Source organism: Stenotrophomonas sp. AS1, assembly GCF_048957655.1.
Taxonomy (GTDB): Bacteria; Pseudomonadota; Gammaproteobacteria; order Xanthomonadales; family Xanthomonadaceae; genus Stenotrophomonas; species Stenotrophomonas bentonitica_A.
Window position 1 is genome coordinate 166,815 of sequence record NZ_JARVXM010000006.1, and the last position, 14,454, is coordinate 181,268.

Here is a 14,454-nt window from a genome sequence, read left to right on the forward strand (position 1 = left end):
GACCGGCGGGCATCCTACCTCATCGGCAGGCGGACGGCCAGTGGCCGGTGCCTGCTGATTTGCCGGGAGGGCCACCGACCGGAGTCGGCGCCCTGCCCTGCCGCGGGCCCGGCCGGAGCCGGGCCTGCGTATTACTCGTCGCTGCCCGGCGCCTGGTCGGCGTCGGTCGATTCCACCGCCACGGCGGCCACCGGGGCCACCTCAGCCACGGCCGGCGCGCTGCCGGACAGGGTCTGCATTTCCGAGTCGGTCAGCCCGGAGGCGTTGCGACGACGGTTGGCGTGGTAAGCCAGGCCCGTACCGGCCGGGATCAGACGGCCGACGATGACGTTTTCCTTCAGGCCGCGCAGGTTGTCCGAGGTGCCGCGAACGGCCGCTTCGGTCAGCACGCGGGTGGTTTCCTGGAACGACGCCGCCGAGATGAACGATTCGGTCGCCAGCGATGCCTTGGTGATACCCAGCAGGACCGGATCGAAACGGGCCGGCAGCTCGTTGCGGGTCGCCAGGCGGGCATTTTCCTCGATGACGCGCTGGCGCTCGGCCTGCTCGCCATTCAGGAACTTGCTGGTGCCCTGGTCGGTGATCTCGACCTTGCGCAGCATCTGGCGGGTGATCACCTCGATGTGCTTGTCGTTGATCTTCACGCCCTGCAGGCGGTACACGTCCTGGATTTCCTTGACCAGGTAGGCCGCCAGCGGTTCGACACCCAGCAGACGCAGGATGTCCTGCGGGCTCGGCTCGCCGTCCACGATGGTTTCGCCCTTGGTCACGTGCTCGCCTTCGAAGACGATCACCTGACGGTACTTCGGGATCAGCTCTTCGTGTTCCGAACCATCGGTGTCCTTGATGATCAGGCGCTGCTTGCCCTTGGTGTCCTTGCCGAAGCTGATGATGCCCGAACGCTCGGCCAGGATCGCCGGATCCTTCGGCTTGCGCGCTTCGAACAGATCGGCCACGCGCGGCAGACCACCGGTGATGTCACGGGTCTTGGACGCTTCCTGCGGGATCTTGGCGACCACGTCACCCACGCCGACGGCGGCGCCGTCCTGCAGGTTGACGATCGAGCGCGGCGGCAGCAGGTACTGGGCCGGCAGATCCGTGTTCGGGATGGTCAGATCGTTGCCGTTCTTGTCCACGATGCGGACGATCGGGCGCAGATCCTTGGCCTGCGAACCACGACGCTTCGGATCGGTGATTTCACGCGATGCCAGGCCGGTCAGTTCGTCGGTCTTCTCGATGACGGTGACGCCGTCGATGAAGTCGATGAAGCGGATGAAACCGGCCACTTCCGACACGATCGGGTGGTTATGCGGGTCCCAGTTGGCCACGGTCTGGCCAGCCTTGACCGCATCGCCGTCCTTGGACGTGATGGTCGCACCGTACGGCAGCTTGTAACGCTCACGCTCACGACCGTGGGCATCGAGCACCGACATTTCACCCGAACGCGAGACCGCCACCAGCGAACCGCTGGCGTGCTCGACCGACTTCAGGTTGTTGAACTTCACCGAACCGGTCGTCTTGACGGTGATGTTGTCGACCGCAGCAGCTCGCGACGCCGCACCACCGATGTGGAACGTACGCATGGTCAGCTGGGTACCCGGCTCACCGATCGACTGCGCGGCGATGACGCCGACCGCTTCGCCGATGTTGACGATGTGGCCACGGGCCAGATCGCGACCGTAGCAGTGTGCGCAGACGCCGAACGGCGAGGCGCAGCTGATGGTCGAACGGACCTTGACCGACTGCACCGAGGCGTCTTCCAGCTTGGCCACCCACTGCTCGTCGAGCAGGGTGTTGCGGGTCACGATCGGATCTTCGTCGTTGCCCGGCAGGAACACGTCCTCGGCCACGACACGACCCAGCACGCGGTCCTTCAACGGCTCCACGACGTCGCCGCCTTCCACGATCGGGGTCATGGTCAGGCCTTCGGTGGTACCGCAATCCACTTCGGTGATGACCACGTCCTGCGCCACGTCGACCAGACGGCGGGTCAGGTAACCCGAGTTCGCCGTCTTCAGCGCGGTATCGGCCAGACCCTTACGGGCACCGTGGGTGGAGTTGAAGTACTCCTGCACGTTCAGGCCTTCACGGAAGTTCGCCTTGATGGGCGTTTCGATGATCGAGCCATCCGGACGCGCCATCAGGCCGCGCATACCGGCCAGCTGACGGATCTGCGCCTGCGAACCACGCGCACCGGAGTCGGCCATGATGTACAGCGAGTTCATCGACTTCTGGTCGATGGTCTCGCCTTCGGCATTGACCACCTTCTCGGTACCGATGGTGTCCATCATCGCCTTGGCGATGCGTTCATTGGTGCGCGACCAGATGTCGACCACCTTGTTGTAGCGCTCGCCGGCGGTGACCAGGCCCGACTGGTACTGCTCCTGGATTTCCAGCACTTCGGCTTCGGCCTCGGTGAGGATGCCGCGCTTCTCGTCCGGGATCAGCATGTCGTCGATGCCGATCGACACGCCCGCGCGGGTTGCGTAGGCGAAGCCGGTGTACATCAGCTTATCGGCGAACACGACCGTGTCCTTCAAGCCCAGCTGACGGTAGCTGGAGTTGATCAGGCGGCTGATGTTCTTCTTGGTCAGCTCGGTGTTGGCCAGCGCGAACGGCAGGCCTTCCGGCAGGATTTCAGCCAGCAGGGCGCGACCGATCGTGGTGTCCACGATCGAGGTCTTGTTCTGCTTGTTGCCTTCCTCGTCGGTCACCACTTCGGTGATGCGGACCTTGACGCGTGCGTGCAGTTCCACCACGCGGTTGTCGTAGGCGCGCTTGACTTCGGCGATGTTGGCGAAGGCCATGCCCTCGCCCTTCTTGTTCACCAGCGAGCGGGTCATGTAGTACAGACCCAGCACGACGTCCTGCGACGGCACGATGATCGGCTCGCCGTTGGCCGGCGACAGGATGTTGTTGGTGGACATCATCAGCGCACGCGCTTCCAGCTGGGCTTCCAGCGAGAGCGGCACGTGGACGGCCATCTGGTCACCGTCGAAGTCGGCGTTGAACGCGGTGCAGACCAGCGGGTGCAGCTGGATGGCCTTGCCTTCGATCAGGACCGGCTCGAAGGCCTGGATGCCCAGACGGTGCAGGGTCGGCGCACGGTTCAGCATCACCGGATGCTCGCGGATGACCTCTTCCAGGATGTCCCAGACTTCGGCTTCTTCGCGCTCGACCAGCTTCTTGGCGGCCTTGATGGTGGTGGCCAGGCCACGACGCTGCAGCTTGGCGAAGACGAACGGCTTGAACAGCTCAAGCGCCATCTTCTTCGGCAGGCCGCACTGGTGCAGGCGCAGGTACGGACCGACCACGATGACCGAACGGCCCGAGTAGTCCACGCGCTTGCCCAGCAGGTTCTGGCGGAAGCGGCCCTGCTTGCCCTTGATCATGTCGGCCAGCGACTTGAGCGGGCGCTTGTTGGTGCCGGTGATGGCACGGCCGCGACGGCCGTTGTCCAGCAGCGCATCGACCGATTCCTGCAGCATGCGCTTTTCATTGCGCACGATGATGTCCGGCGCGTTCAGCTCGAGCAGGCGGCGCAGGCGGTTGTTGCGGTTGATGACGCGGCGGTACAGATCGTTCAGATCGGAGGTCGCGAAGCGGCCACCGTCCAGCGGCACCAGCGGACGCAGGTCCGGCGGCAGCACCGGCAGCACGGTCATGACCATCCACTCCGGACGGTTGCCCGACTCGAGGAAGGCCTCGACCAGCTTGATGCGCTTGGTCAGTCGCTTGAGCTTGGTTTCCGAACCGGTGCTGGCGATTTCTTCGCGCAGGCGGGTCATTTCCGACTGCAGGTCGATGGTGCGCAGCAGTTCGTACACGGCCTCGGCGCCCATGGCGGCATCGAAGTCGTCGCCGTGTTCCTGGCGGGCCTGCAGGTACTGTTCTTCGGTCAGCAGCTGGCGGCGCTCCAGGGCGGTCAGGCCCGGCTCGGTCACCACGTAGGCTTCGAAGTACAGCACGCGCTCGATGTCACGCAGGGTCATGTCCAGCATCAGGCCGATGCGCGACGGCAGCGACTTGAGGAACCAGATGTGCGCGACCGGCGAGGCCAGGTCGATGTGACCCATGCGCTCGCGGCGCACCTTGGCCAGGGTGACTTCGGTGCCGCACTTTTCGCAGACCACGCCGCGGTGCTTCATGCGCTTGTACTTGCCGCACAGGCACTCGTAGTCCTTGACCGGTCCGAAGATGGCGGCGCAGAACAGGCCGTCACGTTCCGGCTTGAACGTACGGTAGTTGATGGTTTCCGGCTTCTTCACTTCGCCGAAGGACCACGAACGGATCAGGTCCGGCGAGGCCAGCGCGATCTTGATCGCGTCGAAGTCCAGCGTCTGACGCTGCTGGTTGAAGAGGTTGAGCAAGTCTTTCATGGTGTTTCTCCGAAAGGAGGAAATCTTGTCGATGGGGCTGTCGGTTCAGATGTGGCGGCGCGGCTGCCGGGGCAGCCGCGCCTGCGCGATCAGTTGCCGTCCAGTTCCATGTTGATGGCCAGCGAGCGGATTTCCTTCACGAGCACGTTGAAGGATTCCGGCATGCCCGCGACCATCTCGTGCTCACCGTCGACGATGTTCTTGTACATCTGGTTGCGGCCCTGCACGTCATCGGACTTCACCGTCAGCATTTCCTGCAGGGTGTAGGCCGCGCCGTAGGCTTCCAGCGCCCAGACTTCCATTTCACCGAAGCGCTGGCCACCGAACTGCGCCTTGCCGCCCAGCGGCTGCTGGGTGACGAGCGAGTACGGGCCGGTCGAACGGGCGTGCATCTTGTCGTCGACCAGGTGGTTCAGCTTCAGGTAGTGCATGTAGCCCACGGTGGTGTGGCGATCGAATGCCTCACCGGTGCGGCCGTCATACAGCTGGGTCTGGCCGCTCAGCGGCAGGTCGGCCAGGGCAAGCATGTGCTTGATCTCGGCTTCCGTCGCACCGTCGAACACCGGCGTTGCCATCGGCACGCCGTCGGTCAGGTTGGTGGCCAGGCGCAGCAGCTCCTCGTCGCTGAACTGGGTCAGGTCGACGTGGTTGGCGTGCTGGGTCTTGTCGTGGTTGTAGACGTCGTCCAGGAACTTGCGCAGGTCGTTGATCGCGGCCTGGGCTTCCAGCATGCCCTGGATCTTGCGACCCAGGCCCTTGGCGGCCCAGCCCAGATGCACTTCCAGAATCTGGCCGATGTTCATACGCGACGGCACGCCCAGCGGGTTCAGCACGATGTCCACGGTTTCGCCCGAGGCCATGTACGGCATGTCTTCGACCGGCACCACGTTGGAGACCACACCCTTGTTGCCGTGGCGGCCTGCCATCTTGTCACCCGGCTGGATGCGACGCTTCACGGCCAGGAACACCTTGACCATCTTCAGCACGCCCGGGGCCAGATCATCGCCCGCGGTGATCTTGCCGCGCTTGTCGGCGAAGCGACGCTCGAATTCCTTCTCGTGCGCCTGGATCTGCTTCTGGGCGCGTTCGATGGCTTCGGAGGCGTCCTCGTCCTTCATGCGCAGCACGAACCAGTCAGCCTTCTTCAGGCCGTCCAGGTAGGCGTCGGTAACGGTGTCGCCCTTCTTCAGGTTGGCACCGCCGTTGACCACCTTGCCCACGATCTGCGAACGCAGACGGGCGTAGATGGCGCCTTCCAGGATGCGGAACTGGTCGTCGAAGTCCTTCTTGACGCGCTTGATTTCAGACTCTTCGATCTGACGGGCGCGCTTGTCCTTCTCGATGCCATCGCGGGTGAAGACCTGCACGTCGATGACGGTGCCGTCCATGCCCGGCGGCACGCGCAGCGAGCTGTCCTTCACGTCCGAGGCCTTCTCGCCGAAGATCGCGCGCAGCAGCTTCTCTTCCGGGGTCAGCTGGCTTTCGCCCTTCGGGGTGACCTTGCCGACCATGATGTCGCCGGCGCGGACTTCGGCACCGATGTACACCACGCCGCTCTCGTCCAGGCGGTTCAGGGCCTGCTCGGAGACGTTCGGGATGTCGGCGGAGATTTCCTCCGGCCCCAGCTTGGTGTCACGCGCAACGCAGGTCAGCTCTTCGATGTGGATCGTGGTGTAGCGATCCTCTTCCACCACGCGCTCGGAAAGCAGGATGGAGTCTTCGAAGTTGTAGCCGTTCCACGGCATGAAGGCGATCAGCATGTTCTGGCCCAGGGCCAGTTCGCCGATGTCGGTGGACGGACCGTCAGCCAGCACGTCGCCACGCGCCACCACGTTGCCCACTTCCACCAGCGGACGCTGGTTGATGCAGGTGTTCTGGTTGGAGCGGGTGTACTTGATCAGGTTGTAGATATCCACGCCGGCGTCGGTCGCGTCGGTGATCTCCACTTCGTTGACCTTGACCACGATGCGGCCGGCGTCGATCTGCACGATCTCGCCGCCACGACGGGCGTTCACGGTCACACCCGAGTCACGGGCCACGGCGCGTTCGATACCGGTACCCACCAGCGGCTTCTGGGCACGCAGGGTCGGCACGGCCTGACGCTGCATGTTGGCGCCCATCAGTGCGCGGTTGGCGTCATCGTGCTCCAGGAACGGGACGAGCGCGGCAGCGATCGACACGGTCTGCATCGGCGAGACGTCCATGAAGTGGACTTCCGCCGGCGGCTTGAGCAGCGACTCACCCTGGAAGCGGCACGGCACGAACTGCTCGGTGAGCATGCTCTTGGCATCGGTCAGGGCGTTGGCCTGGGCGATGACGTACTCGTTTTCTTCGATGGCCGACAGGAATTCGATCTCGTCGGAGACCTTGCCGTCGGCAACCTTGCGGTACGGGGTCTCGAGGAAGCCGTACTGGTTGGTGCGGGCGTACACGGCCAGCGAGTTGATCAGGCCGATGTTCGGGCCTTCCGGCGTTTCGATGGTGCAGACGCGGCCGTAATGGGTCGGGTGCACGTCGCGCACTTCGAAGCCGGCGCGTTCGCGGGTCAGGCCGCCCGGGCCCAAGGCCGAGACGCGACGCTTGTGCGTCACTTCCGACAGCGGGTTGTTCTGATCCATGAACTGGGACAGCTGCGAGGAGCCGAAGAACTCCTTGATGGCCGCAGCGACCGGCTTGGCATTGATCAGTTCCTGCGGGGTCAGGCCTTCGGATTCGGCCATCGACAGGCGTTCCTTGACCGCGCGCTCGACGCGGACCAGGCCCACGCGGAACACGTTCTCGGCCATTTCACCGACCGAACGCACGCGACGGTTGCCCAGGTGATCGATGTCATCGACCACGCCGCGACCGTTGCGGATCTCGGTCAGGACCTTTATCACGTCCAGGATGTCGGAGGTGTCGGCGTGCTCGGCGACCAGGCGCTTGGACTCTTCGTCGTTGCGCTCACCGAAGTACTTGCGGTCGTACAGCACGGCTTCGCCGGTGACTTCCTTGCGGCCGACACGACGGTTGAACTTCATGCGGCCGACCGTGGACAGGTCGTAGCGCTCGAAGGTGAAGAACAGGTTGTGGAACAGGTTCTGCGCGGCGTCCTTGGTCGGCGGCTCGCCCGGACGCATCATGCGGTAGATCTCGACCAGGGCTTCGAGCTGGGTCTTGGTCGGATCGATGCGCAGGGTGTTGGACAGGTACGGGCCACGATCCAGATCGTTCACCCACAGGGTGCCCACGGCATCCACGCCGGCCTTGCGGAAGGCCTGCAGCTGCTCGTCGGTGATTTCGTCGTTGGCCTGGGCCAGCAGTTCGCCGGTGTTCGCATCGACCACGTCGTGCGACAGGATGCGGCCGACCATGTACTCGTCCGGCACGGCCAGGGCAGCGATGCCCGAGGCTTCCAGCTGCTTGACGTGGCGCGCGGTGATGCGCTTGCCCGCTTCCACGATGACCTTGTCACCGTCGGCCAGGTCGAAGTTCAGGGTCTCGCCACGCAGGCGCTCGGAGACCAGCTCCAGCTGCACGCCTTCATCGGGGTTGATGTGGAACGTGTTGATCTCGAAGAACTCGGCCAGCATCTCTTCGTTGCTGTAACCCAGCGCACGCAGCAGGATCGACACCGGCAGCTTGCGGCGACGATCGATACGGGTGAACAGGGCGTCCTTCGGGTCGAACTCGAAGTCCAGCCAGGAGCCGCGGTACGGGATGATGCGGGCGCTGTACAGCAGCTTGCCCGAGCTGTGGGTCTTGCCACGGTCGTGGTCGAAGAACACGCCCGGCGAACGGTGCAGCTGCGAGACGATCACGCGCTCGGTACCGTTCACGATGAAGGTGCCATTGTCGGTCATCAGCGGGATTTCGCCGAGATAGACTTCCTGCTCCTTCACGTACTTGATGGCCTTGGTCGACGACTCGCGGTCGTAGATCACCAGGCGCACGGTCACGCGCAGCGGCGCGCCGTAGCTCATGCCACGCTGGCGGCACTCGCGCTCGTCGAACACCGGGTCGCCGAGCTTGTAGCCGACGTATTCCAGGGCGGCATTGCCGCTGTAGCTGGAAATCGGGAACACCGACTTCAGGGCCGCATGCAGGCCGTGGTCCGTGCGCTTGGCCGGATCGACGTTTTCCTGCAGGAATTCACGGTAGGAATCGACCTGGATGGCAAGCAGGAACGGCACTTCGAGGATCGAGCGCTGCTTGCCGAAATCCTTGCGGATACGCTTCTTTTCGGTGAACGAATAAGACGTCATGAGGTATCACCTTGGCTGTGCGGATCGTGCGTCCACGACCCGAGGGGAAACTGAAATTGTCAGTTGGAAGTCGCTGGTATTGCCGGCACCAGCACGCCTTCTCCCGCTACTTCCAACTGCCAACTCGTCTGCATCCACTCCCCTGCCCGCGCGCTTGTGCGCCGCTGTGACGGGGGATGACCGCAGCCCGTGTTGGGCTCGTACTTCGGGTGTTGCGTGAAACGACCAAAGGCCGGGGGCTTACGCCCCCAGCCTTGGCTGCATCGCCGTGTTTCGATGGCGAGGCAAGGAACTGCTTACTTGACTTCGACAGTCGCGCCAGCAGCTTCCAGGTCCTTCTTGAACTTGGCAGCGTCGTCCTTCGAAGCGGCTTCCTTGATCATGCCGCCGGCTTCTGCCAGATCCTTCGCTTCCTTCAGGCCCAGGCCGGTGATGGCGCGGACAGCCTTGATGACTTCGACCTTCTTGTCGCCGGCCGACTTCAGGATGACGTCGAACTCGGTCTGCTCTTCAACAGCGGCAGCCGGGCCAGCAGCAGCAGCTGCGGCGACCGGAGCAGCGGCGGAGACGCCGAACTTCTCTTCGATGGCCTTGACCAGCTCCATCACTTCCATCAGGGACTTCTCGGCGATGGCGTCGACGATCTGTTCGTTGGTAAGGGACATTTTGATTACCTTTGGATAATTTTCTGGGTTGAGGTTCCGTTCGGAACCACGGAAACGTCGACTCAGGCGGTTTCGGCGACCGGCTCGGCAGCGTCAGCGGTTTCACCGCCATCCTGCTTGTCGGCCACGGCCTTGACGGCGCGGGCGAACATGGCAGCCGGCTCGGACAGGACGCGGGCCAGCATGGCCAGGGCCTGATCACGGGTCGGCAGCGAGGCCAGCACGTCGACATGACCGGCCGGGAACAGTTCCCCGCCGATGGCCACGACTTTTGCCTGCAGCTTGTCGTTGGTCTTGGCAAAATCCTTGATCAGGCGACCGGCTGCGCCGGGCTCCTCGAGCGAGAACGCGTACAGCAGCGGACCGACGAGTGCGTCTTTGGCGCATTCGTATTCGGTACCTTCCACTGCACGTGCCGCCAGCGTGTTCTTGACAACTTTCAAGAAAACGCCGGTTTCGCGTGCCTGCTTGCGCATCGCGGTCATCTGGGAGACCGTGGTGCCAGCGTATTCGGCTGCGATCAAGGAGTGAGCCTTGGCGGCGACGTCTGCCAGCTCGGCGACTACTTCTTGCTTCTGGGACAGATTGAGAGCCATTGCACTCCTCCAATTGAACTCCGCTTACGGCTCCTGCCGTGTGCGGTCCTGGGCGGCATCCGTCCTGGACGCCGGGAACATCAGGTGATGTTCCAAGGGTGGGCCGTTCTAGACCTGGATGGCCAACCTGGGAGAACCCAGACGTGCGTAAACCAGAAAAACTCCAGAAGGGCACCATCTACGCAGGGTGATTCCCGGGGGAATCGATTAAGCGTTCGGTACTGCGCCGGCGGCGACTCCCTGCCAATGCGAGCATCCCTGCCCGTCGCCGGTATGTACTGACCGCGCCTGCGGTCTTTGACGGCTATCTTCGCGGGGCGGACCCCACTCGGATTGCCTTCAAATATCGCGGATACCGGACCGGAGCCCGGTACCCGCTTGAAACGATTACTTCAGCGACAGCGACGACTGGTCGACAGTGACGCCCGGGCCCATCGTCGAGCTGACCGAAACCTTCTGCAGGTAGGTGCCCTTCGAGGTGGCCGGCTTGGCCTTGATCAGGTCCATCAGCAGCGCCTGCAGGTTCGACTTCAGCGCGTCTTCGGCGAAGTCGGCCTTGCCGATGGTGCAATGGATGATGCCGGCCTTGTCAGTGCGGTAACGCACCTGACCCGACTTGGCATTCTTGACGGCTTCGCCCGGGTTGGCCGAGACGGTGCCGACCTTCGGGTTCGGCATCAGGCCGCGCGGGCCGAGCACGGTGCCCAGCTTACCCACGACGCGCATGGCATCCGGGGTCGCGATAACGACGTCGTAGTTCAGATCGCCGGCCTGCATCTTCTCGGCCAGATCGTCCATGCCAACGGCTTCGGCGCCAGCGGCCAGGGCTTCGTCAGCCTTGGCACCGGCCGGGGCGAAGACGGCAACGCGCACGCTCTTGCCGGTACCGGCCGGCAGCACGGTGGAACCGCGCACCTGCTGGTCAGACTTCTTGGCGTCCACGCCCAGGCGCACAGCAACGTCGAAGGACTCGACGAACTTGGCCTTGGTAGCGGTCTTCAGGATCTTGATGGCGTCCTCGAAGGCATATGCCTTGCCCGGGACGACGGCGGCCTTGATGGCCTTCTCACGCTTGGTCTGTGCCATCTTCTTAACCCTCTACCACGAGGCCCATGGAACGGGCAGAACCGGCGATGGTGCGCACCGCGGCATCCAGATCGGCAGCCGTCAGGTCTGCTTCCTTGGTCTTGGCGATCTCTTCGAGCTGCTTGCGGGTCACCTTGCCCACCTTCTCGGTGTTCGGACGCTTGGAGCCCGACGAGATGCCTGCAGCCTTCTTGAGCAGCACGGCAGCCGGGGTGCTCTTGGTGATGAAGGTGAAGGTACGGTCCGAGTAGGCCGTGATGATGACCGGCACCGGCAGACCCGGCTCCAGCTTCTGCGTGGCGGCATTGAAGGCCTTGCAGAATTCCATGATGTTCAGGCCACGCTGACCCAGCGCAGGACCGACCGGCGGCGAGGGGTTGGCCTGACCGGCCTTCACCTGCAGCTTGATATAACCGACAACTTTCTTTGCCATGAGTATGCTCTCCGGGTGCTAGCGCCTTGCGACAACAGGCTCCCCATCGGACCGGGAATCACGCGTCCCGGCATCGCGTTTTGAATTCACGCAGAAGGCCACCTTGCGGCGGCCCTTGCTTTTTGCCAGCTTCCTGGCAGGAAGCCGCGCACTATATCAGGTTTTTTCTTCCCCTGCCGCATGGCAGAGGGTACCGGGCTGTTCAGGTTCCGGGCGGCCGCCCGGAACCCACTGCCCTCAGGCTCAGACGGCCTTTTCGACCTGGCCGAACTCGAGCTCGACCGGGGTGGCACGACCGAAGATCAGCACCGAGACGCGCAGACGGCTTTTCTCGTAGTTGACTTCCTCGACCACGCCGTTGAAATCGTTGAACGGGCCTTCGGTGACGCGGACCATCTGGCCCGGCTCGAACAGCACCTTCGGACGCGGCTTTTCGACACCTTCCTGAACGCGGTCCAGGATGGCGGCAGCTTCCTCGTCACGGATCGGCAACGGACGGTCGGCGGTGCCGCCGATGAAGCCCATCACCTTGGACGTATCCTTCACAAGGTGCCAGCTTTCGTTGTCGATGCGCGGAATGCCGTTTTCTTCGTGGGTCTCGATCTGGACCAGCACGTAACCCGGGAAGAACTTGCGCTCGGAACGGCGCTTCTGGCCGGCGCGCATTTCAACCACTTCCTCGGTCGGGACCAGGACGTCACCGAAGCGCTCCTGCATCTCGTCACGCACGATGCGATCGCGCAGAGCCTGCGCCACCGACTTTTCGAAGCCCGAATAGGCGTGAACGACGTACCAACGCTTCACTGGTTTCTCCTTATCGACCCAGGAACCACTGGGTCAATTTCTGAATCACGAAGTCAAATCCGCCCAGCAGCAGGCTGAGGATGATCACCACAACGATCACCACCCAGGTCATGCGAATGGCTTCCTGGCGCGTCGGCCAGACCACCTTGCGCAGTTCGAAACGCGATTCGGAAAGGAATTCCCGCGTGTCGCGACCCTTGCCGGTCAGCAGGAACACGCCGAGGCCGGCCACCAGGCCAACGACAACGGCCAGACCGCGAAGCGGACCGGCCCATGCACTCTGTGAGGCGTGCTCAGGAGCACCGAACCAATACCAAGCAAAAAGACCCGCCAGCACGAGGATCGCTGCGGCGGCGTACTTGACGATGTCACCTCCAGTGGAGGCGTTGTCTTTGGAATGCTCGATCTTGCTGTTCATCCGGCTCTGGCTGCTGTGGCGGCATAGCCGCTGGAAGGGAGAAGTGGCACGCCAGGAGGGACTCGAACCCCCAACCTGCGGTTTTGGAGACCGCTGCTCTGCCAATTGAGCTACTGGCGTACTGAAAAAACTTGCCTTCCCTAAGACGGCGAAGGCGGACCGAGGTTCCCGGCCCGCCACTCGCGAGACCGGCAGCGCAATGCAACCGCCGGTATAACGCTGTTACTCGAGGATCTTGGAGACCACGCCGGCGCCGACGGTACGACCGCCTTCACGGATGGCGAAGCGCAGACCTTCGTCCATTGCCACCGGGTTGATCAGGGTGACAACCATCTTCACGTTGTCGCCCGGCATCACCATTTCCACACCTTCCGGCAGTTCGCAAGCGCCGGTGATGTCGGTGGTACGGAAGTAGAACTGCGGACGGTAGCCCTTGAAGAACGGGGTGTGGCGGCCGCCTTCATCCTTGGACAGGACGTAGACTTCGGCGTCGAACTTGGTGTGCGGCTTGATCGAACCCGGCTTGGCCAGGACCTGGCCACGCTCGACGTCGTCACGCTTGGTACCGCGCAGCAGCAGACCGGCGTTGTCACCTGCCTGACCCTGGTCCAGCAGCTTGCGGAACATTTCCACGCCGGTCACGGTGGTCTTCTGGACCGGACGGATACCGACGATTTCGATTTCTTCGCCGACCTTGATCACGCCGCGCTCGATACGACCGGTCACCACGGTGCCGCGGCCCGAGATCGAGAACACGTCTTCCACCGGCATCAGGAAGGGCTTGTCGACGTCACGCTCCGGGGTCGGGATCCAGCTGTCGAGAGCTTCGACCAGCTTGATCACGGCCGGCACGCCGATCTCGCTCTGGTCGCCTTCCAGCGCCAGGCGGGCCGAACCCGAGATGATCGGGGTGTCGTCGCCCGGGAAGTCGTACTTGCTCAGCAGCTCGCGGACTTCCATTTCAACCAGTTCCAGCAGCTCGGCGTCATCGACCATGTCTGCCTTGTTCAGGAAGACGACGATGTACGGCACGCCGACCTGACGCGACAGCAGGATGTGCTCGCGGGTCTGCGGCATCGGGCCGTCAGCAGCGGAGCAGACCAGGATCGCGCCGTCCATCTGGGCAGCACCGGTGATCATGTTCTTGACGTAGTCAGCATGGCCCGGGCAATCGACGTGGGCGTAGTGACGAACGGTGGATTCGTATTCGACGTGCGCGGTCGAGATCGTGATGCCACGTGCCTTTTCTTCCGGCGCGGCGTCGATCGCGGAGTAGTCCTTGAACTCACCGCCAAAGCGCTCGGCACCGATCTTGGTCAGTGCGGCGGTCAGCGTGGTCTTGCCGTGGTCAACGTGACCGATGGTGCCGACATTGACGTGCGGCTTGGTGCGCTCGAACTTACCCTTGGCCATGGCTGCTTATCTCGAAATCGTCTGAATTGGTAGCACTTAGATGGTGCTCACGAAAGGAATCGAACCTTCGACCTCCTCCTTACCAAGGAGGTGCTCTACCGACTGAGCTACGTGAGCGAGTTTTGTATTATGGCACGAATTTGAATATATTCAAATTCATTCAATGGAGCGGGAGACGGGGATCGAACCCGCACCATCAGCTTGGAAGGCTGAGGTTCTACCATTGAACTACTCCCGCATCGGAAGCTCTTGCCACAACATGAAACTGGTGGAGGGAGGTGGATTCGAACCACCGAAGGCGTAAGCCAGCAGATTTACAGTCTGCCCCCGTTGGCCGCTTGGGTATCCCTCCTTACCACCCTGTCCCGTGGCGCCGAAGCGTTTTCGGTGTGGGGTGGAAGAGCCGTGAATTTTGG

Annotated in this window: 9 protein-coding genes and 4 tRNA genes; all 13 read right to left on the bottom strand. The window is 63.2% G+C overall.

Annotated features, from left to right (window positions below; translation table 11 throughout):
• Nucleotides 1–131: 131 nt before the first annotated feature.
• The 13 genes from rpoC to PV764_RS09785 all read right to left on the bottom strand — a co-directional run bounded on the left by rpoC (nt 132) and on the right by PV764_RS09785 (nt 14,390).
• Nucleotides 132–4,379, bottom strand: a complete 4,248-nt coding sequence (gene rpoC, locus PV764_RS09725; RefSeq protein WP_046272763.1) for a DNA-directed RNA polymerase subunit beta' — start codon at nt 4,377–4,379, stop codon at nt 132–134.
• Nucleotides 4,380–4,468: 89 nt separating this feature from the next.
• Nucleotides 4,469–8,623 carry a DNA-directed RNA polymerase subunit beta gene (rpoB, locus tag PV764_RS09730; RefSeq protein ID WP_019186120.1) on the bottom strand — a complete coding sequence of 1,385 codons (4,155 nt, stop codon included), beginning with the start codon at nt 8,621–8,623 and terminating at the stop codon, nt 4,469–4,471.
• Between the two features lie 296 nt (nt 8,624–8,919).
• A complete protein-coding gene (gene rplL, locus PV764_RS09735; RefSeq protein WP_019186119.1) occupies nt 8,920–9,288 on the bottom strand; it encodes a 50S ribosomal protein L7/L12 in 369 nt (122 codons plus the stop codon).
• 62 nt (nt 9,289–9,350) lie between these two features.
• A complete protein-coding gene (gene rplJ / locus PV764_RS09740; protein WP_019186118.1) occupies nt 9,351–9,884 on the bottom strand; it encodes a 50S ribosomal protein L10 in 534 nt (177 codons plus the stop codon).
• A gap of 387 nt (nt 9,885–10,271) precedes the next feature.
• Nucleotides 10,272–10,970: a 50S ribosomal protein L1 gene (rplA, locus tag PV764_RS09745; protein ID WP_019186117.1), complete on the bottom strand. Its 699-nt coding sequence runs from the start codon at nt 10,968–10,970 to the stop codon at nt 10,272–10,274.
• Between the two features lie 4 nt (nt 10,971–10,974).
• Complete coding sequence (rplK, locus tag PV764_RS09750) at nt 10,975–11,403, bottom strand: 50S ribosomal protein L11 (RefSeq protein WP_019186116.1); 429 nt, start codon at nt 11,401–11,403, stop codon at nt 10,975–10,977.
• A 243-nt stretch (nt 11,404–11,646) separates the two neighbouring features.
• A complete protein-coding gene (gene nusG / locus PV764_RS09755; protein ID WP_019186115.1) occupies nt 11,647–12,207 on the bottom strand; it encodes a transcription termination/antitermination protein NusG in 561 nt (186 codons plus the stop codon).
• Between the two features lie 10 nt (nt 12,208–12,217).
• Nucleotides 12,218–12,625 carry a preprotein translocase subunit SecE gene (gene secE, locus PV764_RS09760; RefSeq protein WP_019186114.1) on the bottom strand — a complete coding sequence of 136 codons (408 nt, stop codon included), beginning with the start codon at nt 12,623–12,625 and terminating at the stop codon, nt 12,218–12,220.
• A gap of 44 nt (nt 12,626–12,669) precedes the next feature.
• Nucleotides 12,670–12,745 (bottom strand) — tRNA-Trp (locus tag PV764_RS09765).
• 102 nt (nt 12,746–12,847) lie between these two features.
• Nucleotides 12,848–14,038: an elongation factor Tu gene (gene tuf / locus PV764_RS09770; RefSeq protein WP_019186113.1), complete on the bottom strand. Its 1,191-nt coding sequence runs from the start codon at nt 14,036–14,038 to the stop codon at nt 12,848–12,850.
• A gap of 41 nt (nt 14,039–14,079) precedes the next feature.
• Nucleotides 14,080–14,155 (bottom strand) — tRNA-Thr (locus PV764_RS09775).
• 47 nt (nt 14,156–14,202) lie between these two features.
• Nucleotides 14,203–14,276, bottom strand: a tRNA-Gly gene (locus PV764_RS09780).
• 28 nt (nt 14,277–14,304) lie between these two features.
• A tRNA-Tyr gene (locus PV764_RS09785) sits at nt 14,305–14,390 on the bottom strand.
• Nucleotides 14,391–14,454 lie beyond the last annotated feature (64 nt).